The organism is Candidatus Bathyarchaeota archaeon (assembly GCA_026014805.1).
GTDB lineage: Archaea > Thermoproteota > Bathyarchaeia > Bathyarchaeales > SOJC01 > JAGLZW01.
The window spans coordinates 1-25,546 of the sequence record JAOZHR010000025.1 but is presented as its reverse complement, the minus strand read 5'-3'; the positions used below and the strand labels follow the sequence as shown (position 1 = coordinate 25,546).

At 41.2% G+C, this 25,546-nt stretch carries 27 protein-coding genes; 24 read left to right on the top strand and 3 right to left on the bottom strand.

The window, feature by feature from the left end; genetic code table 11:
* The first annotated feature begins 10 nt into the window (after nucleotides 1–10).
* The 6 genes from NWE91_06445 (at nucleotide 11) to NWE91_06420 (ending at nucleotide 6,387) form a co-directional block, all read left to right on the top strand.
* A complete protein-coding gene (locus tag NWE91_06445; GenBank protein ID MCW3986029.1) occupies nucleotides 11–1,162 on the top strand; it encodes a glycosyltransferase in 1,152 nt (383 codons plus the stop codon).
* Between the two features lie 75 nt (nucleotides 1,163–1,237).
* Nucleotides 1,238–1,885 carry a PHP domain-containing protein gene (locus tag NWE91_06440; protein ID MCW3986028.1) on the top strand — a complete coding sequence of 216 codons (648 nt, stop codon included), beginning with the start codon at nucleotides 1,238–1,240 and terminating at the stop codon, nucleotides 1,883–1,885.
* A 15-nt stretch (nucleotides 1,886–1,900) separates the two neighbouring features.
* Entirely contained in the window at nucleotides 1,901–3,151 is a 1,251-nt protein-coding gene (locus NWE91_06435; GenBank protein MCW3986027.1) for an ATP-grasp domain-containing protein, read from the top strand.
* Nucleotides 3,152–3,278: 127 nt separating this feature from the next.
* Nucleotides 3,279–4,190 carry a polysaccharide deacetylase family protein gene (locus NWE91_06430; GenBank protein ID MCW3986026.1) on the top strand — a complete coding sequence of 304 codons (912 nt, stop codon included), beginning with the start codon at nucleotides 3,279–3,281 and terminating at the stop codon, nucleotides 4,188–4,190.
* 53 nt (nucleotides 4,191–4,243) lie between these two features.
* Complete coding sequence (locus tag NWE91_06425) at nucleotides 4,244–5,194, top strand: glycosyltransferase (GenBank protein MCW3986025.1); 951 nt, start codon at nucleotides 4,244–4,246, stop codon at nucleotides 5,192–5,194.
* Between the two features lie 35 nt (nucleotides 5,195–5,229).
* Entirely contained in the window at nucleotides 5,230–6,387 is a 1,158-nt protein-coding gene (locus tag NWE91_06420; protein ID MCW3986024.1) for a glycosyltransferase family 4 protein, read from the top strand.
* A gap of 133 nt (nucleotides 6,388–6,520) precedes the next feature.
* Here NWE91_06420 and NWE91_06415 read toward each other — a convergent pair whose 3' ends face one another.
* On the bottom strand, nucleotides 6,521–7,762 hold the full coding sequence (locus NWE91_06415) for a glycoside hydrolase family 5 protein (protein ID MCW3986023.1): 1,242 nt from the start codon (nucleotides 7,760–7,762) through the stop codon (nucleotides 6,521–6,523).
* Nucleotides 7,763–7,860: 98 nt separating this feature from the next.
* Between NWE91_06415 and NWE91_06410 the strand changes: the two genes are divergently transcribed.
* The 4 genes from NWE91_06410 to NWE91_06395 all read left to right on the top strand — a co-directional run bounded on the left by NWE91_06410 (nucleotide 7,861) and on the right by NWE91_06395 (nucleotide 13,791).
* Complete coding sequence (locus NWE91_06410; protein ID MCW3986022.1) at nucleotides 7,861–10,005, top strand: DUF2206 domain-containing protein; 2,145 nt, start codon at nucleotides 7,861–7,863, stop codon at nucleotides 10,003–10,005.
* A gap of 751 nt (nucleotides 10,006–10,756) precedes the next feature.
* Nucleotides 10,757–11,878 (top strand): glycosyltransferase, encoded by a 1,122-nt coding sequence (locus tag NWE91_06405; protein ID MCW3986021.1) that lies wholly within the window; start codon nucleotides 10,757–10,759, stop codon nucleotides 11,876–11,878.
* 32 nt (nucleotides 11,879–11,910) lie between these two features.
* Nucleotides 11,911–12,789, top strand: a complete 879-nt coding sequence (locus NWE91_06400; protein MCW3986020.1) for a DUF362 domain-containing protein — start codon at nucleotides 11,911–11,913, stop codon at nucleotides 12,787–12,789.
* A gap of 15 nt (nucleotides 12,790–12,804) precedes the next feature.
* On the top strand, nucleotides 12,805–13,791 hold the full coding sequence (locus NWE91_06395) for a Gfo/Idh/MocA family oxidoreductase (GenBank protein MCW3986019.1): 987 nt from the start codon (nucleotides 12,805–12,807) through the stop codon (nucleotides 13,789–13,791).
* A gap of 106 nt (nucleotides 13,792–13,897) precedes the next feature.
* Here the strand turns inward: NWE91_06395 and NWE91_06390 are convergent, their stop codons facing one another.
* Nucleotides 13,898–14,203, bottom strand: a complete 306-nt coding sequence (locus tag NWE91_06390) for a hypothetical protein (protein ID MCW3986018.1) — start codon at nucleotides 14,201–14,203, stop codon at nucleotides 13,898–13,900.
* A gap of 308 nt (nucleotides 14,204–14,511) precedes the next feature.
* On the opposite strand from NWE91_06390, the gene NWE91_06385 reads away from it, so the two are divergent.
* The 8 genes from NWE91_06385 to NWE91_06350 all read left to right on the top strand — a co-directional run bounded on the left by NWE91_06385 (nucleotide 14,512) and on the right by NWE91_06350 (nucleotide 21,460).
* Nucleotides 14,512–14,742 carry a hypothetical protein gene (locus NWE91_06385; GenBank protein MCW3986017.1) on the top strand — a complete coding sequence of 77 codons (231 nt, stop codon included), beginning with the start codon at nucleotides 14,512–14,514 and terminating at the stop codon, nucleotides 14,740–14,742.
* Nucleotides 14,739–15,134, top strand: a complete 396-nt coding sequence (locus NWE91_06380) for a type II toxin-antitoxin system VapC family toxin (GenBank protein MCW3986016.1) — start codon at nucleotides 14,739–14,741, stop codon at nucleotides 15,132–15,134. Before NWE91_06385 ends, NWE91_06380 begins: the two co-directional genes overlap by 4 nt.
* A gap of 318 nt (nucleotides 15,135–15,452) precedes the next feature.
* Nucleotides 15,453–16,007, top strand: a complete 555-nt coding sequence (locus NWE91_06375) for a hypothetical protein (protein ID MCW3986015.1) — start codon at nucleotides 15,453–15,455, stop codon at nucleotides 16,005–16,007.
* A 558-nt stretch (nucleotides 16,008–16,565) separates the two neighbouring features.
* Nucleotides 16,566–17,303, top strand: a complete 738-nt coding sequence (locus tag NWE91_06370) for a glycosyltransferase family 2 protein (protein MCW3986014.1) — start codon at nucleotides 16,566–16,568, stop codon at nucleotides 17,301–17,303.
* 117 nt (nucleotides 17,304–17,420) lie between these two features.
* The gene (locus NWE91_06365) at nucleotides 17,421–18,002 is read left to right on the top strand and encodes a hypothetical protein (GenBank protein ID MCW3986013.1); all 582 of its coding nucleotides are present in this window, start codon (nucleotides 17,421–17,423) and stop codon (nucleotides 18,000–18,002) included.
* A 172-nt stretch (nucleotides 18,003–18,174) separates the two neighbouring features.
* Nucleotides 18,175–20,223, top strand: coding sequence for an exosortase/archaeosortase family protein (locus NWE91_06360; GenBank protein ID MCW3986012.1), 2,049 nt, complete (start codon nucleotides 18,175–18,177; stop codon nucleotides 20,221–20,223).
* An 83-nt stretch (nucleotides 20,224–20,306) separates the two neighbouring features.
* Entirely contained in the window at nucleotides 20,307–21,251 is a 945-nt protein-coding gene (locus NWE91_06355; GenBank protein ID MCW3986011.1) for a hypothetical protein, read from the top strand.
* A gap of 2 nt (nucleotides 21,252–21,253) precedes the next feature.
* Nucleotides 21,254–21,460 carry a hypothetical protein gene (locus NWE91_06350; protein ID MCW3986010.1) on the top strand — a complete coding sequence of 69 codons (207 nt, stop codon included), beginning with the start codon at nucleotides 21,254–21,256 and terminating at the stop codon, nucleotides 21,458–21,460.
* 212 nt (nucleotides 21,461–21,672) lie between these two features.
* Here NWE91_06350 and NWE91_06345 read toward each other — a convergent pair whose 3' ends face one another.
* Nucleotides 21,673–22,137, bottom strand: coding sequence for a hypothetical protein (locus NWE91_06345; protein ID MCW3986009.1), 465 nt, complete (start codon nucleotides 22,135–22,137; stop codon nucleotides 21,673–21,675).
* 78 nt (nucleotides 22,138–22,215) lie between these two features.
* Between NWE91_06345 and NWE91_06340 the strand changes: the two genes are divergently transcribed.
* From NWE91_06340 to NWE91_06315, 6 genes are all read left to right on the top strand, one after another.
* On the top strand, nucleotides 22,216–22,380 hold the full coding sequence (locus tag NWE91_06340) for a hypothetical protein (protein ID MCW3986008.1): 165 nt from the start codon (nucleotides 22,216–22,218) through the stop codon (nucleotides 22,378–22,380).
* A gap of 98 nt (nucleotides 22,381–22,478) precedes the next feature.
* Entirely contained in the window at nucleotides 22,479–22,733 is a 255-nt protein-coding gene (locus NWE91_06335; protein MCW3986007.1) for an AbrB/MazE/SpoVT family DNA-binding domain-containing protein, read from the top strand.
* Complete coding sequence (locus NWE91_06330) at nucleotides 22,696–23,160, top strand: PIN domain-containing protein (protein ID MCW3986006.1); 465 nt, start codon at nucleotides 22,696–22,698, stop codon at nucleotides 23,158–23,160. The genes NWE91_06335 and NWE91_06330 overlap by 38 nt, the downstream gene beginning before the upstream one ends.
* A gap of 539 nt (nucleotides 23,161–23,699) precedes the next feature.
* Nucleotides 23,700–23,933 carry a CopG family transcriptional regulator gene (locus NWE91_06325; GenBank protein MCW3986005.1) on the top strand — a complete coding sequence of 78 codons (234 nt, stop codon included), beginning with the start codon at nucleotides 23,700–23,702 and terminating at the stop codon, nucleotides 23,931–23,933.
* A 14-nt stretch (nucleotides 23,934–23,947) separates the two neighbouring features.
* Complete coding sequence (sat, locus tag NWE91_06320; protein MCW3986004.1) at nucleotides 23,948–25,093, top strand: sulfate adenylyltransferase; 1,146 nt, start codon at nucleotides 23,948–23,950, stop codon at nucleotides 25,091–25,093.
* Between the two features lie 12 nt (nucleotides 25,094–25,105).
* Nucleotides 25,106–25,546 (top strand): alkaline phosphatase family protein (locus NWE91_06315; protein MCW3986003.1); only part of this gene is annotated, 441 nt, incomplete at its 3' end.

Below are 25,546 nucleotides of genomic sequence, written 5' to 3'. Positions count from 1 at the left end.
GATGGTTTTATTGATCATTCTATGGTTGATATTTTTCATTCTCTCATTTGGTGCTGTAGGTTTCATCTATGTTTTAATGAGAAAGGTGGCATCGAGACCTTGGCGAATAAAGATTGACGAAAGTTACAAGCCGAAAGTGTCGATATTGGTTCCTACTTATAATGAATCAAGTGTCATCCGTTTTAAACTCGAGAATTTGAATAAGCTAGAATATCCAAAAGATTTGACACAGATAATTATCGTGGATAGCAACTCCAAGGATCAAACGATCAATATCGTAAATAATTTTGTTAAGCAACATCCAGAGACCAATATTCAAATTGTGACGGAGCGTGAGAGAAAGGGAAAATCCGCAGCTTTGAATTTTGCTTTGAAAAAGTGTGAAGGAGACATTGTAATAGTCTCGGACGCTGATTGTTTTTGGCCATCCGATATTTTAGACAAAGCGCTGCCTTTTCTAGCTGACCCAAATGTGGGGGCAATCTCTGGACCGAAGATTCTATTGAATTCCGGGCAGTCATGGGTGACGAAAACTGAAGATGCCTATATGAGCTCACACAACCAGATAAAACTTGGCGAATCGAAAGTTCACTCAACGGTCTTCTTTGAAGGCGGTTTCAGTGCCTACAAAAAAGCAGTTCTCGAGTCTTTTGATCCCTACAATACGGGTTCTGACGATTCTGGCACAATAATTAAGATCGTCGAGAAGAACCTTAGAGCTATACTTGTTCCTGAAGCAGAGTTTTTTACAACGTTCCCTGTGACTTGGAGGGGAAAAATTGGCATAAAGACAAGAAGAGCTAATCAGCTTGTGCGAGTCTTCGCCAAGTACGCTGTCTTGCTTCTTAGAAAACGCATCAAAAATTCGAAGAGAGTAATATTTCAGAACGTATTCATTTATCTCTTCAGTCCAACAATGTTTATTTTGCTTTTGGGAACAACAATCCTCTTGTTCGTGAACTTTCCGTATTTTGGATTGATTTTCCTAGCTCTTTTAGTCCCTAAAGTGAGATACTACTTGTTTGAGGTCATCCAGAGCTATTTCGTGCTTTTCCTCACCATTTTCTCGATAGCCTTGGGAAAGAAAACTGTATTTTGGGACAAACCCGAGGATAGAGCCTTGTTCACAGAAGACATGCTTCGTAAACGCATGCTTATCTAGACTGCTAGAAACTCGTTTCATTCGCACATGCATATAGAGGAGTAAGACCTCCGTAAATGACGGTTTGATCTACCCATGATTGAAGCCGATTTTCATATCCATTCAAAGTATTCACAAGATTCATTTCTTAGCCCGCGATCAATCATAAAAATGGCAAAAAGAAAGGGATTATCCGCAATAGCAGTGACCGATCACGAGACAGTCAAGGGCGCAATGGAAACAATAAGAGAAGCCCGCATTTCGAGTGATCTTCTCATCGTTTCAGGGATTGAAGTAAGAACAAACATTGGTGATCTTATCGGTTTATTCGTAGAGGAAGATATAGCAACAAGAGACTTCTATGAGGTAATTGACGAAGTCAGGGATCAGGACGGGTTAGTAGTTTTGTCCCATCCCTCTAGAGGCCATAAAAACATGTCAAAGCAGATGATGCTTGAGATCGATATAGTTGAGGCATTGAACGGAAGGAGTTCAGGTGCAAAGAACCTAGAAGCGAAAAAGTTGGCACTTTCACTCAATAAGCCTGTAGTTGGGGGCAGTGATGCACACTTCTCATTTGAAATAGGATCCATCAGAACGATCTTTTTTAGTTCAGTCACGAGCCTAGAGGACTTGAGAAAGTTGGTTGTCAGTGGCGAAAGAAAGTTAATTGGTAGAGAATCCCCAGCTATTGTACATGGGTTCAGCTTCGGTGTAGAGATCATCAAACGAGTTATTGGTTGACCATGGGGCTCTGGCTTGTCCAAAGTCTTAGTTACTGACGCTTCTAAAAGAGAGGCATTAGCTATCATAAGGTCACTGGGGAAGAAAGGAATAGAGGTAACGGCGGCCGATAGCACATGCTTCAACATAGGCTTTCTTTCGAGATACTGCAAACATAGGGTACTGTATTCACCGCCTGAAAAGAGCAAAACGAAGTTTGTTAGGTCAATGTTGGAGTTAGTGAAGAGGAAAAGATTCGACTTACTAATTCCTGTAACCGACTTTACAGTTATGCCTGTCTCTGAGCATAAAGAAGACTTTGAAAAATACGTGAGAGTTGCAACCCCAAAGTATGAAACAATATTAAAAGCATTTGATAAAGCGCTGACGATGCAAATAGCGACTGAGCATAACATACCGCATCCTAAGACGTTCATTATTGAAGATAAAAAATGCATCAGAAAAGTAGCTGAAGAGATTAACTACCCTGCAGTCATCAAGCCTAGAATGAGAGTGGTGTGGGCAAGCGATCAGGCGATTACGTTAAAGGTTACACATCGAAATTATGCTTATGATGAATTCGATTTGGTGGCCAAGTATTCCGAGATCGCAACAATGCTTGAAAAATTAGGAGCCAGTAGCTACTTGCCTATGGTGCAAGAGTATGTTGCAGGAGAAGGCTACGGTGTTGAGGTTTTGATGCACAACTCAGAGCCAAGGGCGATGTTTATGCACAGAAGGATTAGGGAATATCCAATATCAGGTGGAGCCAGCACTCTGAGGGAAAGTATAACAGATGAGAAACTCGGGAATTTGGGGGTCAAGTTGCTGAAAGCAATGAGATGGAACGGTGTGGCTATGGTTGAGTTCAAAGTCGACAAATTGAATTGCGAGCCGAAACTAATGGAGGTCAACGGTAGGTTCTGGGGTTCCTTGGCCCTTGCAATAGCCGCTGGAGTAGATTTCCCATATCTACTTTATCAAATTGCAGTGAAAGGAGAGCAGGTAAAACTGCCTAGTTACAGGGACAAAGTAAAGCAAAGATGGCTGATACCGGGTGACATACTCTGGCTAGTCTCTTCAATACTCTCTGCTAAGGACAAGTTTGGTTCAATTGAAAACTTCATAAAGACCTTCACTATACCTGATGATATAATAGCGTTGAACGATCCAGCACCAACTTTTGGAGCCATCGTGGGTATGCTGAGAGATTGCGTTGACGTTATAGCAGGTCGTCGTACTATGGAAGGAGAAATAGTCCCTGCGAAGAGTTCGCTCCAAACATAAATGTTATGGTTGATCTTCCGTTTATTGCGCGCGCAACGCAAGGGAAATGGAAAAAAGTTTGCCGCAACTCGCGCACGCTCTTAGTGTGCTTCTTTGTTTTGAACTGACAATGAGGAGTAGAAAAGGAATGCGGTGTCTATGGCATGACAGACGAATAAAACGAGATGAATTGAGAGGTCCCTTGTTTATTATGACGGTTGATGTTGATGGTTGGTCAAGCCTTCTAAACTTCTATTCAGTTAGTCATGATCCATCAATAGCGGATGCTCAAGTGAGTGTTGAAGAAGGTATTAGTAGACTTTTACAAGTGTTCGACAAACATGGAATAAGTGCTACATTTTTCGTTTCCGGTGAAATGACTAGAAGACACGGTCAAGTTGTCAGAAAAATTCATCAAGCTGGTCATGAAATAGCCTGTCACGGTCTTACTCATGGAAAGAACGAATTTTTGAAGACGAGACAGGAACAAGAGCAGAATATAAAAGAAGCTACACAAATCATTCATAAAACCATTGGGCATCGACCTGTGGGTTTTAGAGCCCCTTGTTTGAGAGCCAATGAAACCACGTTAGAGGTTCTTGATGAATATGATTATGTTTATGACTCTTCGGCTGTACCAACTTTCGTGCCTGGTTATTACGGTTACTTGTTTGCTCCCATAAAGCCGTACTATCCTTCATCTTTATTCATTGCAAAGGAAGGTTCGCGCAAACTTTTAGAAATACCCGTGTCAGTAAACCCGTTGATACCTCTTCCACTCAGCGCGGCGTGGATGAGAAACTTGGGGTCCTTATGGGTTAAGTTGGGGGTGAAAATGAATTATATCCTCAGTAATCCAGTTGTGTTCTATGTGCATCCAAGAGATGTGATTTCTCTTCCCAAGGTAAAAGGTGTCCCATGGCATTTGTACCGAAATGTTGGCTATTCTGGTGTTAGAATGTTAGATGAGATAATTGGATACGCGAAAAAATTGGGAGCAAGGTTCATGCGGGCAGTGGATTTTGCTCAATATTGGGAGTTTTACGTGGAAAGATCATAATATGGCTTTTTTGGGAGTCTTTCTTCTTAACAGCTCTGGAGGCTAAAAATGCGATGAAGCTTATTTTTGAGAAACAGTGCAATCGTCTAATGAAACCGATAGTTAGTATAGGGATTTGTGTTAAAAATTGTGAAACTTCTGTAAAAGAGGCTATTGACAGCGTTTGCATCCAAGATTTTCCGCATGAACTCATGGAGGTAATCATAGTAGACGACGGTAGCGAGGATAGGACACTACTAATGGTAGTAAATCTAGCCTCAAAAATGGACATTCAAGTTAAGGTATTTCATAGTGAATGGAGGGGCTTGGGGTTCGCAAGAAACTTGATAGTTGAGCAAGCAAGAGGTAAATACATTGTTTGGGTTGATGGTGACATGATATTGCCTATCGACCATGTGAGGAAGCAAGTAAGGTTTATGGAACAAAACCCAAAAGTAGGGATCGCTAAGGCGAAATATGGAATGGTGCCAAAAGAAAACATAGTTGCAACTTTGGAAAATGTCCCTTTCATGGTTTATGATACCAAACCCGGAATGGTAAACCTGAAACTCCCTGGAACTGGTGGAGCAATTTACCGTGTCAAAGCCATCAGACAAGTAGGAGGATTTGATAGTGGTTTAAAGGGTACTGGAGAAGATCAAGACGCAGCATATAGAGTTAGAGCTTCAGGCTGGTTTCTTGACCAAAGCCCCGCGGTCTTTTACGAAGAAAGGGTTAGGACTTGGAAGGGTTTATGGGATAAGTATTTTTGGTATGGCTACGGAGATCATGATCTTTATTGCAAAAACCGAAAAATATTTTCTCTTTATAGGATGAACCCTATTGCAGGTTTTATCGCGGGAACCATGTATGTTCTTGATACGCATAGACTAATAAGCTACAAAGGTGTCTTCTTGCTACCATTCCACTTCGCTTTTAAAATGGTTGCTTGGTGTTTAGGTTTTGCAAAAGCGCGTTTGGATTTCGCGCATGTAAATTATCCGTTGAGAGAGCAAAGCAAATGAAAATCTGTATTCTCAGTTTTTTTGGAGATTTGCTCTTGGGGGATACTGGCCCGACTGTACGTATTTATCATTTAGCAAAGAGTCTGGCATCCCTAGGTCATGAAGTTGATATATTGATTCCTGGAAATAATCCAGCTTGTAAGCACATTGATGGAATGACTGTGCATTATATAAACGGGGCTTGTCCACAAATTATTTTGAAAATTCTCAGCAAAATATTAGGGGTATCAAGGTCAACATCCCTTTTTTTTTATGATGTAGGTTTCATTTTAAAAGTTAGTCGAATGGTTCTCAAATTTGATATAGTTCAGATAGAAGAACAAGAGGGTGGCGGACTATTAATTCCTATTATATCGAAAATATTAAAAAAGACAATTGTAGTTGATTGTCATGATGTCTTTCAAACTCTAAGAATAAAACATACAGGCACAATACGGAGAATCCTAGGGACTTTTCTGGAGAAAATAGCTTACAAATACTCAAGTGCCATATTGACTGTTTCAGAAAAAGAAAGGGAACTTCTGGTTTTTTACGGAATCGAAAAGCGCAAAATTCATATCATACCTAATGGTGTAGATACTGAAGCTTTCAATCCTTCGATAGAGAAGAGCCGTGTTAAAGATCGTTTTGATTTGAGACATTCTCGTACGGTGATTTTTGTTGGAAATATGGAGTATCTACCTAACCGCGAAGCTTTGCAAGTAATAGCTTCAGAGATTGCCCCGCGAGTTCAGAAAGAGATCAGCGGCACAAAGTTTCTTATAGTAGGGAGAACTCCTGCAGAGGTGGAATGTCATAATTTAATCTTCACAGGAGTTGTTGAAAATGTTGCTGAGCTTCTTGCCACTTCTGATGTTGCTATTGCTCCGCTATCTCATGGATCGGGTACAAGGTTAAAGATACTTGAATATTTCTCATGCGGTCTTCCTGTCGTATCCACGAGCGTTGGCGTTGAAGGTTTAGATGTCAAGAGTGGAGTTCACGCTTTGATCAGAGACAACGTGGATAAATTTGCTATCGAAGTGATCAAGTTGTTGAAGGATAGAGCATTGGCGATTAGACTTGGGAAAGCTGCAAGGGAACTTGTTGTTAATAATTACGATTGGAAAAAAATTGTAAGGCATCAGACTAGAGTTTATCACAATTTGCTTTTGGGAATAAACAACAAACCGAGATTTGGCGATAAACTTTAGGTCGATTTAATCAGTGAAAACGCCTTTAATTTGGACCATTTCACTATGTCTTCAATGATCGCGTGCTATTTTAGCTTTGCCAAAGCGCACATTGACGGTTATGGACATATGTAGCTGGCGGATAATAGAGCATTTATGGCACGCGTGCTATTGATGCGATGAGAATGTCACCTGCTGCGTTTGGGCTTCTAGTTGTTCGAGAATCGAGAAGCCTGTATTTTCCGTCTGGACGCCACCACCAAGCGAGGTAGCTTAGTTCCCATTCATTGAATATTGTAAGGCTGTTGTTAAAACGTGCTAATCCAGTCTCGCCTTCATCAATGACGCATCCAATTTCTCCAATTAGAAGCGGCTTATTCCATTGTGTGACCATTTCTTCCATCTGTATATATTGAAATCCCGCTTTGAGGTCGTCGTAGGTATGACAAAGCTGCCATTCTGGCTCACTGCGATGTACTGAGTCTTCGTAAATGTGTGTGCTGTAGAGAATGTTAGTGCCTTGAACTCGTGGGTCGTTTACCCATGAGATGTCACCTCGGGTAGATTCAGGAACACTTATATTTACCCATGAGCCGTAACCCCACTGAACTATTATTATTTTGTCGGTGACTTCACGAATAGCCGTGATACATCTTTCCACCACATCAAACCAAGCTTCTTTGGCGGTTGCATCCCCAACAGGCTCGTTCCAAAGCTCAAAAATGACGTTCGGGTAGTCTTTTAGTTCGGTTGCTACACTAACCCACCAGTCCACGAAAGCTTGCTGAGAGGGAATAATCGTCTCTTCTTCTGGAGAGAGGTATGGCGGGAAAGGCATATGGGTTTGTGGATTATATTCGAGAACGCTATATCCTTCAAATATCACGTATATCCCTGCTTCGCTGAAGATTTCAATGGTGTCTTTAATGTTCTGCCTGTAGGATGGGTAATAGACACCTCTAAACGTGACTTCATCCTCGATCCACCATTCAATGTTTGTGTGAAACCTCACAGTATTGACGCCCCATTCTTTCATAGATGCCACATGCTCTCTTATTTCATCTGGGTACCATCCATCCAAAGTAGTCCACCATCCTCCCGGACTATCGGTGAAGCCAGCGTGATTGATTCCTCTAAGTATGACTGTGTTATTGAAGATGTCTTTGATGTATCTTCCTTCAGTATGCAATGATGAAATAGTTGCTATTGCACCGGAACTCCTCATTACTACACTATTTATCAGCGCCGAAAGAGCTGGAGAGAGAGAGAAAGCTCCGGTAAGCATTACTGAAACCAGAAGTATTGCATAAAACTTTGCGTTTCGCAATTCTTTCATACCTAATTTACTTATTTGCGATTTATAGGTTAAAGGTTTGCGATAGCCTTTGTTGTTCATGTGCACTTCACCAATACATGCGGGAATCGATGTAATAAATCTTATGTCTCACGATATACTTTTTAATCCTCTCATGGTTGGATTGGAGAGTTGGCTAGATGAGTTCTATGTTAGCTAAGTGGAAATCAAAAGATTTTCTACTGGTTATACTATTCTTGCAGTCTACAGTATATGCAACAGTGTTCTTCGATGTTCCAGTTGCTAGGCAAGTTATTGGATTTCTTTATCTCACCTTTGTTCCAGGATTCGTTATTATTAAGCTACTAAAATTGGATGAGCTTGGCGGATTGGAAACCATCCTTTTTTCGGTGGGGCTTAGTGTTGCTTTTCTGATGATTGCTGGACTTTTAATAAACGAATTTTGTTTTCTACTTGGCATTTCGCAGCCGCTTTCGCTGATGCCTTTAACGATAATTTTGAACAGCCTTATTCTCATAGGTGGAGTTTTAATTTATTTAAGAAGTGATGATGTTAACCTTTTTGGAGCTGAAACACTTGGGTTATCTCCCTTAGTGCTACTCCTTATAATTCCTCCTATTTTCAGCATTATGGGAGCAATATTGGTAAACACTTATGAAAATAACTTGATTTTACTCGTTATGATAATAGCAATCTCTCTGTTATTTATCGGGGTTATTTCTAAGAAACGATTGCCTCCAAAACTTTATCCCTTCGCTGTGCTCATGATTGCCATCTCTCTGCTCTTTCATTCTTCGCTCATATCCAACTACCTAGTTTCTTTCGGCTCAGATGTCCCCGTTGAATACTTTGTCTTAAAAACTACAGAAATCCGTGCGTATTGGAATTCATCTACTCCCGTCATTTGGGATATAGGGTATGGCAGAACTAATGCAATGTTAAGTGTTACTATTCTTCCAACAATTTACTCAACTTTTTTAAATATAGATCCCGCGTGGGTGTTCAAGATACTATTTCCTCTAATTTTTTCTTTCGTCCCCTTAGGTTTGTATCAAGTCTGGCGAGCGTATATAGGTAAAAAACTCGCTTTCATTTCGACTTTTCTATTCATGACGCAGTTGACATTCTATACTGAAATGTTGGGGTTGAATAGGCAGATAGTTGCGGAATTGTTTTTCGTTTTATTGCTACTTGTCATGTTGAACAAGAAAATGAAACCCGTTAACAGGATGATGTGTTTTATGATTTTAAGCTTTGCTTTGGTAACGTCACATTATGGGCTCGCAGAAATTTTCCTGTTCTTTATTTCTTTTAGTTTAATTTCCTTAGTTGTCTTAAAACGTCAAAGTAGAAATATGACTGTAAGTATGGTTGTTTTCTTTTTTGTAGTAATGTTTACATGGTATATTTACACATCAAGTTCAACTGTTTTCGATAGTTTCTTGTCATTCAGCGATTATGTTTACCGTCAATTAGGCGACTTTTTTAATCCAACATCACGAGGACAAACTGTATTGACGGGTTTGGGGCTGATAGAATCACCATCTATTTGGAATACAATTAGCAGAGCATTCGCGTATCTTACACAGGCCCTTATTGCTGTTGGTTTCGTTGGTTTGGTCACAAAACGCACAAGATTTCGTTTTGATAAAGAATACTTCGCAATTAGCATTGTAGCCATGGCGTTTTTAGCTGCACTCATACTGGTGCCGGGATTAGCTAATACAATGAATATGACGAGGTTCTACCATATACTATTATTTTTCTTAGCACCTTTCTGCATATTGGGCGGCGAGGTTATCGTTAACATAATATCCAAGCGAGAAAAAGAACTTGTTGTTTCTGTTTTATTGCTAACTGTGTTGGTGCCTTACTTTCTTTTTCAAACTGGCTTTATTTACGAGGTTACTGGAAGTGATAACTGGTCGGTACCTTTGAGCAAACATAGGATGACTGCTTTGAGATTATACGGCAACATTGGATACATGGACGGGAAAAGCGTGTCTGGCGCTCTTTGGCTGTCGAAAAACGTTGATGTTGAAAATTCGCGACTATATGCAGATGGCGTATCTCGAAACAATGTGTTAACCATTTATGGAATGGTTTACAGAGGGTACGTCTATGGGTTATCTAACACCACAATAGTGGCAGATAACGGCACTGTTTACTTGAGTACATTGAATGTTGTTGACGGAGTGATAGTGTCTGGAAGTCGTTTATGGAATTCCAGTGAACTTTCTTTTCGTTTTGATAGCCTAAACAGAATATATTCAAATGGTGCATGTGAGATTTATAGAAACATGCCAACCATGAAGGACAGTTGAAAAGCCGAATTTGCCATTTTCCAGCATATTTGAATGCAACAAAGTTTTCTCTACTATCGTTTGTGTGCGCGCGCGCAAAAATACGCCTCGAGAAGGTGCATGCATAATCTTGATGAGCCTCGACATAGGTTGTGGATCTAAAAATGAGTTCGACGTGAACATTGATTTGAATCGAAATTTCAAGCCTACCATTGTATGTGATGCCCACCATATGCCTTTCAAGCCCAAGGTCTTCGATCTCATCAATTGTTCGCATTTATTGGAACATCTAGACAAACCACGCCTTTGCCTTATGGAAATCAATCGGGTTTCAAAGAAGGGAGCAAAAATCATGGTCGGTTTTCCTTTAGAGAAGAATGCTTCCAACACAAGGTGCTATCTACGGATACTTCTGCTCAACTTGTTTATGCCCTCACTTCCATTTGTCATTTTAGAGATAATGGAAGGTTTGAATAAAATAAGAAACAAATCATACATCGTCTATCACAAATGGATTATAACACCGGAGTATGTATCTAGATTTTTACAAGTCAAAAAGTTGGAGAGACGAGGAAGCTATTGGCAAAGTCTTCTTGTCGGGAAGAAAGCTCGACTCCTAGGAAGCCTAACCTATGCACTCGAGCGGATTGAGCCATATCATTCTTATCTTCTGACCTGCTCACCGCGCCAGTAACACGCGCATTTGTACTGTCCATTAATAGATTTGAAAAACTTCGTTAACGCAACGAAAAACACATAGGCGGTTTCAAACGTGAAAGTTGGAGTTTTTCATCCAGCCTTAAACTTTTATGGTGGAGCAGAATTTGTAGCCGCTGTCATAGTCAACACTCTAGCCGAAAGCGGTTACGAAGTCGAGTTGTTTGTTAATAAAGAAGTTGATCAGAGGAAAACTGAGGAAATCTTAGGAGAAAGAATATCTTCTTCCGTGAAAATCATCGTTAAACCCATGTTTCTTCAGCCTAGAGGTATGCTAGACCTCTATCAAAACATGTTTAAAACATTAGCGTTCAAATCAAAATGCGACATACTAATAGACACATACTCGAACTGCATCTTTCCATGGACTAACATATGCTACATTCACTTCCCTTTCTTAAACCGTTATTACTTCAAACCACAATTCCCATATCTAAAAAGTCCACACCTTGCACAAGTGGTAGGTATCCCCTACGTATTTTTTGAAAAAAACTTCGAGAATTACAACGGAAAACTACTGCTTGCCAACAGCCATTACACAGCTGAGGCCATAAAAGACTTCTCCCGACTAGAGGCAGAAGTACTATATCCGCCCGTACCATCCTCTTTTTTCTCTAGGGATTCTGAAGACCGTGACAAGCGTCCCCGCAAAAATTCAGTAGTAACAGTGTCACGTTTTGGAGTTGGCAAAGGTCTGGAAAAAATTCCCTACATAGCCAACCTTACAGACCGCAACATAAATTTCGTTATAATAGGCCTAGTACACGACGAAAATGTACTTCAAACAGTGCTCAGAAGCATAAAGAAATTAGATCTTGCCAACAGAGTAAAAGTCTTAACGAACATTTCAAAACAAGACATGAAATTGATTCTGAACAGCGCAAAAATTTATTTACACACAACAGTTGAAGAACACTTCGGAATATCAATAGTCGAAGCCATGGCAATAGGCTGCCTGCCAATCGTCCACAACTCAGGAGGAGTAAAAGAATACTTACGCACAGACTATAGATACAAAAACGTCCACGAAGCTGCACAGAAAATAGAAAAATACATTTACGAATGGTCATCTAGCAAAGCGGATGAAATGATAAAAATCGCAGAAAGATTTAGTGAAGAGAACTTCTCCAAAGAATTCATGAAACTCTTCAAGCGATATGAAGAGAACATATTCTAAAATTTAGACAAGGAGACATTAGTTTGAGTTTAGTGAGTTTTGTTAAAGTTCAGAGTCAACAGCAATTAAAACAAGCCATCTTAGATTCTATAAACCTAATTCAATACAAATTTCCAACACAGATACGAAACATTGCTATTAAGCCAAACATGTGCTATTACTGGGATTATTCAACAGGTCAAACAACCGACCCTAAATTCGTAGCTGCATTAATCGACGTAATCCGCGACCAATCGCCAAACGTGAATATTTCTATCATAGAATCAGATGCTTCAGCCATGAAGTGCAAATATGCATTCAAAATACTTGGTTATGAGAAGTTGGCCGAAAAATGTAATGTAAAGTTGGTTAATCTTTCAGAGGATAAAGGCGAAAGAGTTGAAGTTTCAGCCGGTGGGCAACGTTTCCGGTTCGTGCTGCCCGAAACCGTCCGAAAAGCTGACTTGCGAATTAACGTCCCGAAAATCAAATACCTGCTACACACAAAAATTTCATGTGCGCTAAAGAACATTTTTGGTTGCAACCCAAACCCAGCCAAATTCAAATACCATCCAAGACTTGACGAAACCATAGTTGCCCTCAACAAAATCATGAAATTTAATCTCTGCATTCTGGATGGAATAATTGTCTCAGGAAGTCATCCCCGTAGACTTGGCTTAGTAATGACTAGTCAAGATCCCGTAGCTTTAGATGTTGCCGCCGCCAAAATAGCTGGCATAAATCCAAAATCAGTTCGACACATCACGTTAGCAAGCAAAGAAGGATTAGGAAACATTTCCCTCATTCCTAAGGGAACAAGCCCTAAATTTTTCGAGAAAACATACCCGAGAAAAAGATCTGCCGACAAGGTTATGTTGTCCGCTTACAAGCTCGCCACAAGAACAGGCTTATTGAACACAGAAATGATGTAAACGGAGCATACTTCAATGAACAAAATCAAATTAGGCTTAATCGGCCTAGGATACATCGGTAAAGTTCACCTCCGCAACTGCTTACACCTCAAATCCGCGAGTCTCGTAGCAGCTTCAGACATCTCAAAGAAAGCCTTAAACCTGGCAAAAAAAATGGGTGTCAAGAAAACCTACACTGACTATAAACAACTTTTAAAAGACAATAGCATAGACGCAGTCATAATTGCTTTGCCCACACATCTTCACACATCTTGCGCCAAAGAAGCCGCAGAAGCGGGCAAGCACATTTTTCTGGAGAAACCTTTTGCCAGGAATGTGGCAGAAGGAAATGAGATCCTATCCGAAGCTAGAAAGAACGGAATCAAACTAATGGTCGGTTACCCTTTCAGATTCTCTACTCGCTTCCAAGCTCTCAAAGAAAAAATCGAAGGCGGCGAGCTTGGAGAAGTACAAATTGCATGCGCCACCAACATAGCCTCAGGTCCCTTCCTCCACAGGGCAGAAGGAGACATACCGCGCCCAGTTCCAGAATGGTGGTTCAAAAAGGAATTAACAGGAGGCGGCGCCCTCATGGACCTTGGTTCTCATATGATAAATCTAGTTCGATGGTACCTTGGCGAAGTCTCTGACGCCAAAAGCTATCTAGGCTACAGATTTAATCTAGACCTCGAGGATCACGCAACATCCATATTCAAATTTAAATCTGGGCAAATGGCAATCGTCAACGTCGGCTGGTTCTCCCAACAGACCGAAATCAAAGTCGAACTACTAGGAACAGTGACACACGCATCCGCCACCCATACCGCCCCAAGCAAAATAAAAACAGCCATCCAACTCATGACTGGAAGAATCCCCGATTTCTACATATCGTACCTTCAAGAACTCTCACACTTTATACAATGCCTAAAACAAGACCTACCCCCATCCCCATCAGCAGAAGATGCACTCAAGGACCTAGAAGCAATCTCGCTAGCATACAAGAACCAGATACGCTTAGACTAATTATTAAGTTACATTAGAAAGTGCGCGCGCAACATAACTGACTTGGCAAGCAATTTTAATACGGGGAAAGATGCGCCTGTATGAAAAAAGAGAGGATATTTTTTGTTTAGCCGTTGTACGGAGCGAGTCCTGCTGCTGCGTTGAAATCATTAGCCAGGTCGAGCCACATATGGTTTAGTGCGGGATTGGTAAAGACTTCATAAGCCGAGACTAAGTCTATGCCATAGCTTTCCAGAGTTGCGCCGTCCACATGCGCATGACCTCTTCCAGTGATGTAAACTTTGACCTGATGCTTCCAGTATCCGGGCGAAAGTCCTGGCTCAAGTGGAGGCTCACAAGCAAATACTGGGGAAACCATTAGAACCGTCATCGCGAGCAGAGCCAAACCTAAAGCAACTTTGTTCAATCTCATTCTTAATTCTCCTTAATCCTAAAAACGATACAGACGAGCAATCTAATTAGGCTTGTGGAATTTACTTCTAGAACATAACATAAGGTCTGTTCCGTATAACGCGCGCGAAGTCTGCTTTTTAAGCTAGTTGGGTAGGCGCGCGCGCAACACGATATGTAAAAATGTAGCTTGTTTCACATCTCAAACGACACCTCATAATTCAAAAATTAACAAGTTTAATTCTCTAATGACGTTTCTACATGTGCGCGTATCGAAACAAGGGTAAACCATATATTCCAATTTTTTTGTAGTATAGAGTGGTGGTAATATTGGGTAGGTATGTCACCGTGTCTGTGAAAGTCCCCCTTGAAGTTAAGGAGAAGATGAAGCTGCTCAACATTAAGCCATCTACGCTGTTGCGAAGAGCCATTGAGGAAGAGGTGAGAAAGAGGGAGATTCAGAGGATTAAAGATGAGATAGAGAGTCTAAAGCCGATGCTTAACAGGATACGCACGGAAGCCATCGTACGAAGTATTAGAGAGGACAGAGACCAAAGATGAGCTACGTGTTCGACTCCTCTTCAATATTCAGGGCCATAAAAGAGAATTTAGTAGAAGTCCTGGCTGGAAACTACACTCTAGAATTGACAAGATACGAGTTAGGAAACGTCTTATGGAAAGAGAACACCTTGCATAGACGAGTTAATAGCAAAGAATTAACAAAGCTCGCTAAAGTAGTTAAAAAAGTGCTTAACTTGATGGAAATATCAACGGTAAGTAGCCGCGAGGAAGAAGTATTAAGCATAGCTGAAAAGTTAAAATTGACATTTTACGACGCATCCTACGTATGCCATGCTAAAGACAAAAAGCTGCCCTTAGCAACAGAAGATGCAAGCATAATAGATAAAGCAAAACCCTACATTAAGGTTTTGAAGCTCGACGATCTAATTTGACCCACGCTTTCATCATAGCAGCCTTGCTGGCACCATTCCCTTTTAATCACAGGGTCCGCTTTATTGTGATCTGACTGAACGCAACGACTTCTTAGTTGATTTGTGTATTTTCCTTCATGCGATATGACGTAAACATAATTTATACGAAGCCTTGGTTATGCTCCGGTGGCGGTATGGCCATGTGCACGTGTTTTTCTCTGCAGAACATGAAGAAGAACGCGCATAAGCAAAATTGAAATAGTTTTTTTTATTTACCTCTCTCGACATCTTATAAATGGATGCGCCCACGCAAAGACAAAGTAAATAGGTGGCTCAAAAATGAAAGCCAAATTCGATTCTCTCATAACGTTTCTGCGTTCTTCAAAGAAAACAATACTGCTGATAATAGTTGTTGCACTGATAACGATAGTCCTCAGCACTCTACTCGCTATATGGTTAAGCAAAATTTACGATCTACACGTTCCAAGCATTGGCACTATACACACGTTGGGCGTCAAAGCCTATTGGGATGCAAACCTTGAAAACGAAACAAAACAAGTCTACTGGGGAACCATCTACCCAGGATCATCAAACAACGTCACGCTTCACCTGCAAAGCATAAGCAACATCAATGCAACTCTCCACCTTAGCACTGCAAACTGGACCTTCCAAGAGTCAGATGGCAAAACTGTTAAAGGACCCACCGACACCTCACCTTACATGAACCTAACATGGAACTACAATGAAACTATCATTCAACAAAATGAAACTATTCAAGTGACACTAACCTTATCAGCTTCCTCCTCCCCCGATTTCATCCATTACCTCATCAACAACGATGTAAAGAACTTCAGCTTCGACATCATCATCAACACATCCAAATACAACAGCTAACCCTTTCTACACAGTAAATAAAAACTCAATGTTAAGAGCATCATACAAAGAAAAGAGTGCAAGCGTTTCCTAAGACAATTGCAAGCATAAGGCCCAATTATGACACAATCTTCTCCGCGACCCTAATAGCACTCACTATCTTGATCGTTTACTGGCAAGACCTATCAATCCTAACGAACGAAGCCCTACAAAGCGAATCGGTAAGCCACATACTTCTCGTCCCATTTCTCATCACATACATACTTTACCGAAAAAGAAATAACGCAAAGCATCAGTTTCACTTGAAAGGCCTCGACTAAAAACAAGACATGTTTCATTAGACGAAATCATCGGCTTAGCTCTATGTCTCTCCGCCTCAAAATCATTTCAAAACTGATGAAAGTCCCACTAGTTTTAGCAAAAGAGGCGTAGATATCCAGTCTACATGCACACGCGAAAAATAACACGTACATTTTTCCTGAAGCCTTGATGCGCACGCTAGAGTTACTCTATAACATTCCACTAATTGTTCTAGGTCATATTTCCACATAGTTTAAAAACTACATTTCGCTGTATGTCTTGAGAAACAAACTGAATAAGGGAGAAAGCGAGACACAGATGCAACCAGAAGCCAATCCGATGATTTCGGTAGTAATTCCTGCATTCAACGAGGAGAAGAACATAGCGGATATCATCGCGCAAACAGAAGACTCTTTGAACTCTCTAAACCTTACCTACGAAGTCATCGTCATTGATGACGGCTCCAAGGACAAAACGCGACATTATGCTTCAAACAATGGAGCCAAATTGATAAGCTACCTTACCAACCACGGCAAGGGTTATGCAATTAGAAAAGGACTGGCAAGTGCGAGAGGACAAATTCTGGTTACATTGGACGCTGATGGCTCTCACAGACCAGATGAGATACCAAAATTAATTAAGCCCCTGCTTTATGGCGTTGATGTTGTTATCGGATCGAGATTTCTTAGGAACCATGGAAAAGAAGTAACATCCAAACTTCACACATTCGGTAATCATTTGTTCAACATTCTAATACTGCTTCTAACAAAAAAGAAAATCACGGACAGCCAAACTGGTTTCAGAGCTTTCAAAAGAAAAGTGCTAAAAGGAATCGAATTATTCTCTAACGGTTATGAAATAGAAAGTGAACTTACCATTAAAACACTCAAGAATGGCTTCAAGGTTATAGAAGAGCCCATAACCTGCGACAAAAGAAAAAACGGTCTCTCGAAACTAAATACCTTTTCAGATGGCTTTACAATCCTCAAAACAATTCTCAAAGCAAACTTCATCTAAAACTACATCACTAATTACGCCTTACAATGCAAAGATAGAACTTCTGTTTTTATATTCTATAATAATGTTCATTATATGTTTATAAGGGGCGAAAACTTAGCTTATCGATGATCCAAAATGAAAGAAAGACAAATAATGCTTGTTTACTTATCCGTCATAATCCTTTTAGCCAGTACAGCAATTGGGCACACATTCGCAGATGAGTTGAAAGGAACTACTGGAGGCAGCCTCAACGCGCTAAATTCCGGGTACGCCATTACTAGATGGCCATGGGATGGTGGCGACCTTCTTCCAGGCGAAAGCGCCACAGTAAGAGCGTGCACAACAGATCCTCCTTACCCAGAAGCCACAGAGGTTGTATTCAGATGGATTCGACCAGATGGCAGTTACTGGGACGTGGGTCCAAAAGTCCTAGCGCTTAGCGGTGACACTTGGAACGGAAGTGACATATGGGACGCAAGTGACACTCAGACCATAGACATGATCGGGAATTGGGGTGTTCAAGCACTGTTCCTCGACGAAGAGGGAAATCTAAAGGGGCCAAGCGATCCGTATCCGATCGTAGCAATAAGGGCAATATCCTATCATGTTGTTCCAGAGGTGCCTTTAGGCGCAATCACGGCCGTGCTAAGCATGCTTGGAGCATTAGGTGTCTTTGCAATCGCTAGAAGAAAAACACCTATTCCAAAAATCCTTTAGGCTTGCTTAACTGACCCCCCTCCTTTTCAAGTTTGCACCAATAATGTGCAGAAAACGAAAAATTTGATAGAAGAAATTATCCCTACATTCAGCGCGTTTAAATCCTCCAATAATCTAAATTATGCATACGCATTTCTGACTGCAGTCAGTTTCAGACGGAGTCTTTATAGTCATGAAAAAAGTTGCAGTATTCGCAAAAGCAGCGGGGTACATTAGATTTTACCGCTTGTACATTCTCTCGGCATTTTTGATACTGTTAACTATTGTTATAGTGTATTGGCGTGACTTCGAAATCCTTGCAAATGAAGCTTTACGAAACGAAGCTACAAGCCACATCATTTTAGTTCCTTTCTTCGTAGGCTTTCTTCTGTACCAAAAGAAAGATTTGGTAAAGGCTTCATTTATCTTGGAAAAGTTTCGTAAAAAAACGGTGGCTAAGTATTTAGATGAAGTTGTAGGTGTAGCTTTGTGCCTTGTCGCCTTCCTCCTTTACTGGTATGGCTCTTACACCTTCTATCCGTTGGAGTATCATCTTTTTTCTCTTCCTATATTCATCGCAGGCACAATGTTGATCTTGTTCAGCTGGAAAACTTTCCTTGTACTAGTCTTCCCCATTCTCTTTCTATTATTTCTCATACCCGTCCCCGCAGAAATCACATACACCATTGGAGGAGTCATGGCTAACTTCAACACCCAAACATCCTACACGTTGCTAAGCGCTCTAGGTTTACCAGTTACCCTGCAATCTTCCTACGGGCCACCAACGATTGCAGTTGCCACTTCTTCAGGTCAACTCATCTATTTCGCAATAGATGTACCATGCTCAGGAATATACTCGCTAACCGCTTTCATAATGTTCGCCACTTTCTTGGCATACATCGTGATTGCCCCACTTTTCAAAAAAGCCGCTCTATTCGTACTCGGCTTTCTAGTCTTTGAAGCAACGAACATCTTTCGCATAACAACAATTGTCTCTATAGGATACTGGCTCGGCGAAGAAATCGCCATGATAGTATTCCACACTTTTACCGGATGGCTGCTAATTCTCGTTGGAATGCTCTTCATTCTCTTCGTAACAGAAAAACTCTGGAAAGTGCAAATCTTCCAATCGTCACAAGACCAACAAACATGTTCAATGTGTAACACAAGCCTGAAAAACCTTGAGACTTTCTGTTCGAACTGCGAAAGGTTTCTAGGCTCGACTTACTCAAAGATTTCTTCAAAGTTTTGGGCAAAACTCATCCTTCTCTTGCTCGGCACTTACCTCGTTACCCTGAGCATCCAAGCACCCACATTCGCCATTGCACAAGGAGTTATAGAAGTTACATCGAGTTCAAGCTGGGAAAACGCCACAAACGTCTTTCCAGAAATCCCAGATTATCAACTAAAGTTTCTCTACCGAGACACAAACTACGAAAAAATAGCCGGTCAAGATGCCTCACTTCTCTACGCCTACCTTCCAACCAACATATCAAACCCAACAATATACGTAGACTTAGGCGTTGCCAGCACCATCTCGAACCTCCACAGTTGGGAAGTATGCCTAATAACATGGCAAACCTCTCAGGGACGCTATCCTCTCGTATCAGTGCTAGATTCAAGAGACACTCAACTGCTGCAAGACGTCCCAATTATTGCACGCTATCTAGTTTTTAAAACCCCCGCCAACTATACTCAAGTTACTCTTTACTGGTACGAAAAAGCAACATTCAACACAGGCCTCACAGTAGAGCAAAAATATGTTCGAATCAGCTTAATCATCATGACACTCAACTCCACAATGTATCCGCAATTTGAAAACGAACTACTAACATTTGGACAATCCATCGCATCCTACTGGGAACCACTTAAAAGCCAATCTCTAATCTCCATAGGCATTCCCATGCAACAAACGCTCCTAGGTTTAGCAATTGCTTTTGTGGCAGTCACAAAAACTGCAGAATACACAAATGAATGGAGAAAGAAAAGCAACAACTTAAGAATCTTCAACAATTTTGCCTCAAAAGACGAAAAACTTGTGCTCCAGACAATACAAGAGTTATTCAAAGAGAAAAAAATCGTGCAAACCAAAACTATAGCTTCAACCTTAACTTCAAAGACTGAGACACCCATAGAGCGTAGCAATCTGATTAACATATTGAATCGACTAGAAGAATACGGACTTATCAGAAGAGACATCATTAACATTCGCGGCAAACCCGTCCTAGTATGGAAACCGTAAACCTTCTTCGAATCAATTAACGCCTAAAAGATCGAATGCACACATAAATGAATTAGAAACCTTAAAAGATAAAGCCACATTAATTGCTCACGAAAGAAATGGCGCCCAACAAATCCAGAAAATCACCAAAAGAACAAAAAACTGAAGACAAATCCGCAGAGCTATCAACTACTCAATACCTAGTAGAAACAGTCAAACAACTTCAAGCTGAAAACGAAAACCTCAAACTCGAACTAACAAAGTCCAGACGGATCCCTTCAGGCAAAATCGGAATAATCTTCCTAATTCCCGGCATACTATCCCTCGCCTTCTCAATATATGTAACCTCATCCGTACTGGCCTTCATCGGCTTAGGCCTCACCTTCTGGGGCGCCCTATTCTTCTTCGTCCGACCCATAAAATACGTCCAAAGCACCCTCCTAGACTCCACCGCAATCACATCATACTCAACAATCGACCGAATAATCAAGGACCTCAACTACAAAGGAAAAAGCTTCTACATACCACCCTACCCAAAAGACATCTACCTCCCAGAATACCTCAAAGGCCTCAAAAACATGATAGTCTTCATATCCGCCGACAGCAACGCCAGCATGCCCTCCATAGAAGAAATGGCAAAAAGCCGCTTTCTCCTCGAAAACCCGAAAGGAATAAGCATCGCCCCACCCGGCTTAGGCCTACTAACCCTCTTCGAAAAAGAACTAAAAACTGATTTAACAGGTCTCAACCTCAACGAACTATACGACAGCCTGTCAAACACAATCCTCGAACACTTCCAACTAGCCAAAGAAATCGAAATAAAACCCGAAAAAGACACAATCCACTTAAAAATCGTAGACTCAACCTACAAAGACCTCTACAGCAGAGAAGAAAACCTAAAAAGCATACACTTACTCGGATGCCCAATCGTAAGCGCCGTAGCATGCGCAATAGCCAAAGCCACCGGCAAAATGGTCACAATCGTAAAAGACGAAGTATCACTCGACAACCAAACCATTCAAGTTTGGCTTCAAATCCTAGGAGCCTAAAAATGAACTTTCCACTGTCAATGTCTGACATCGGACTCTGGCTAGCAATAACAGCAATAATCCTACTCGTGACCTCTGAGCTCTTATCTTCCCCCACAACATACCTCAGCGACATCGTCATCGAAAGAACCCGCCTAAGACTGATATCCATCGGAGTCGGCATGGCCTTCATGTTCACAGTATTGCTACGAATTTTTCAACCTTTCTAACTCGTCAAAACAACCCTACGCTGCAATAACCCTTCTTATCCTTAAAAACTGGACTCAACCGATTTCTGCAATAAAACATGCTTCGGTTGAATTCCCAGCGATAGCGTTTCAGGAATGCCCCCTATCAAAATTGCAACACACATTAACCAATGCGAAGACACCCACCAAATTCACGATATGCGCTAGCGTAGAATGCGAATAGTACTGTTCAACTACCCACGTGTTTCAATTATCACATCGAAGCTGAACGCCGTTATATCTCTAACATCCCAAGACAGAGACAAAATCAACGCAACGGGCAACGCATCACCAACTCCTATTGGTTGATCTTGATAATCACTAGTAAAATTCATATAATGCTCCACCTCAGGCGACGACCAGTTAGCAGCCCAAATCGACAAAACCAACTCCGAGTTTCCCTCATTCCTCACATAAACATCTATAGTCATATTTTCACCAGGTTCAATAATCCCCCAATCAATAGCTTCCACAGGGCTTGTACAGTCAACGTCCCGATAAACACCAATATTAATCGACTTTACAATGGCAGTGTTCCGAAAAACCACAAGCTGAGTGCTTGCAGTGTTTGCTATCAAAAATCCATTCACTATCGCTAATACAATAAGGAGTTTGAATATTGGAGGCCAAGCTGCGAACACGTCCCTTGCAGCGGACAACGAGAACCTTCCCAACAACTTTCTTCCAAAAACAACAATTATGCGAACCAAACTAATATGTTTTGCTCACATCTAAAGATGAAACAAGAAGTCAACCTCCCACTCGTACTCCTACTCTCAATGATACCCGACGTAGACCTACTAATCCCCGGCGTGGAACACCGAACCATAACCCACTCAATCATAACTGCAACAGTAATATTCACCCCACTCTTCATTCGATACAGAACAGAAATTACTTGAGCAAAAGCATCCTTCTATTCAAGACAAAAAAACCTGTTTACAGGTTACCAGAAAACATTTTTAAGTCCGGCAATCCAATACTTTCCTGGTGAACAGCCTTGAGTCTGACTATACAAACCCGAATCGGAAAAAAATACGCCATCTACATACCGAAGGCCGTGGTCAAAACCCTCGGACTAAAAGAAGGACAAAAAATATCACTAAGAATCGTTGGAAACACACTAGTCATAGAAAGCATCCAAGACCCTATTCACCTAGCCCTTTCAGGCGAAAGATTTGCATCCATAACCCACGATCAAATCGAGGAAATAAGCATTGAAGAACAAGCAACCCACACCAAGCATTCTCCTTGACACATCATTCATACTTCCAACCCTTGGAATAAACGTCGGCACAGAGGTTTCAAAAGGACTAAAAAAGCTTGATGAAACAAACGAAAAAATATACTATTCACAATTCAGCATTTTAGAATCACTATGGGTAACATCCAGATTTTTAACATCACAAACGTTCAACGAAGAACGCTTCAAAATCGGCCTCAAAAGCATAATGAAAGCTGACAGATACACGAAGGTTGATGAAAACCCTGAAATATTCAACGAAGCCTTGATACTACAGAAACTGGGCCACAAGGACATGATAGACAACATATTATACTCAACCTCGCTCCACCTCAACCTCAAACTCTTAACATTAGACACACAACTCAAAAAGTTCATCGGAGATAAAGGGCTGAAAGACACACTCATATCGCCCAACCAAATAACTAAACCATTATAACAAAAAACATTCCATCACACTTTTTCAGACATGCCTTCACTAAGTAACTGTCAGTAATCATACGCTTTATTAGGAAACAAAGATTATTTTAGCGAAAGCATTCTCTCGTTTGGAGCGTAAAGACCACGTTTGCAGTAGGCCACCTGTCACTAGGCTACTTATTCGCCAAGGCGTCAGCGAAGCTTCTCAAACAAAAAATCAATCTACCACTAATATTTCTATTCTCACTCCAATTGCAGCGGGGATAACAAAACGCGTTCCAAAAGAAAAGCATGCATATACTGATCGAAATATGGATAGTATTCCTAAGTACTGGAATGCTTCTAAAATCTGTGGATATACCCATACCTTGATGGTATTACGCGAGCCATTGCACCCATGTTAGCTTGATCTTCTCGTTGGAACTATCTTGATGGTGTCAAACTTTACAACGCTCTTGAAGCTGTGGGATTGTGACTTAATATAATGTCTAGAGATATGAAAGTCTTTAAATGCGAGAGGCATTTCCAGTAATTATATATAATTAAGAGGAAACCAGCATGACCAAGAAAAAAGAGCAAGAAAGAAAGAAATTCACCACAGTCTCTATTCCAATACCCCTCTTCAAAAAAGTCGAAGAAAGAATCAAAGACACAGGCTTCACATCAGTTTCAAGCTACGTCGCCTACGTGCTGCGAGAAATAATAGCTGAAGAAGAAGATGAAGAACCCTTCAGCGAAGAAGACAAAGAAAGAGTCAAGGAAAGATTGAGAGCACTAGGCTACATTGACTAGACGGGGAGAATCAAATGCCAAAACCACACGGTGGCAAGCTAATAAACAGGGTTCTAAGAGAACGAGAAAGGGAAAAAGCGTTAGAAACGGCTGTAAGATTAGAGAAAATTGAAGTTTCAGATGCAGTTGCAAGCGATATCGAAAATATTGCTAAAGGAGTTTTTAGTCCTCTTGAGGGTTTTATGAACCGAGAAGAACTTGAAGCAGTATTGCATTTGATGCGGCTTCCCAGCGATTTAGCGTGGACAATTCCAGTTTTACTTGACGTTTCAAAGAGCAGAGCTGAGAGATTTGATGAAGGAGACGAGATGGCACTATACTTCCATGGCAAGCCTTTGGCGTTGATGCATCTTGAGGAGAAATACAGTTTTGACAAAGATGAACTGGCAAACCACACATTTGGCACACTAGATTTGGCTCATCCAGGAGTGGTAATGACTAAAGGCTTAGGAGAAATTTTTCTGGGAGGCAAAATAGACTTAATCAACGAACCAGAGGGACCCTATGACCAGTACAAGCTGGAACCTTTGGAGACAAGAGTGTTATTCGAAGAGAAAGGTTGGAAGACCGTTGTGGGGTTTCAGACGCGGAATCCGCCGCATCTCGGGCACGAGTACGTGCAGAAGACTGCGCTTGCTTTTGTTGACGGCGTTTTCATAAATCCTGTGATTGGTAAGAAGAAGAAAGGCGATTTCAAAGACGAAGTAATCCTTGAAGCTTATAATGCTTTGATGAAAAACTACTACCTTAAAAAGTCAGTAGTAATGTCTATTTTACCTTTCGAAATGCGCTATGCAGGTCCGAGAGAAGCCATCTTTCATGCCATTGTTAGGAAAAACTTCGGCTGCACCCACTTTATTGTTGGCAGAGACCATGCGGGTGTAGGTAATTTCTATGGTCCTTATGATGCTCAAAAAATCTTTGACGAGTTTCCAGATCTCGGCATTTCACTGTTGTTTTTCAAGTCGTTCTTCTACTGCAAACGATGCAGCGCCGTCACCAACGAGAAAGCATGTCCTCATGGCGAAAAAGAGCACATTAATTTTAGTGGGACAAAGATACGGAAAATGTTTTCAGAAGGACAGATTCCACCGAAGAAGTTGATGCGTCCTGAAGTTGCTGAAGTAATTGCGAGGCACCCAAATCCATTTGTTGAATAGGAGTGCAGAGAGATGAAAGCTAAACGGGTTTTGGTAATTGGCTTGGATTGTGCTCCGCCTGAACTGCTGTTTGACCAATTTGCAGATGAACTGCCGAACATAAGAAGAATGCTTGACGATGGCGTGCATGCAAGGATGGAGAGTTCGAATCCGCCCATAACGATTCCCGCTTGGATGGTCATGGCTACAAGCAAAAACGCGGGAAAACTTGGAATTTATGGCTTTCGCCACCGCAAACCCGGAACCTACAACGACATTTGGCTCGCCGACTCCCATTCTATCAAGGAAAAAACTGTTTGGGACATTTTAGGAGGGCATGACAAGAAAGTGGCGGTTATCGGCGTACCACCAGCTTATCCTCCAAAGCCAGTCAACGGCTTTTTAATATCAGGTTTCATGACCCCTAGCGTTGACAAAAACTTCACCTATCCGCGGGCGTTAAAGCAGGAGATT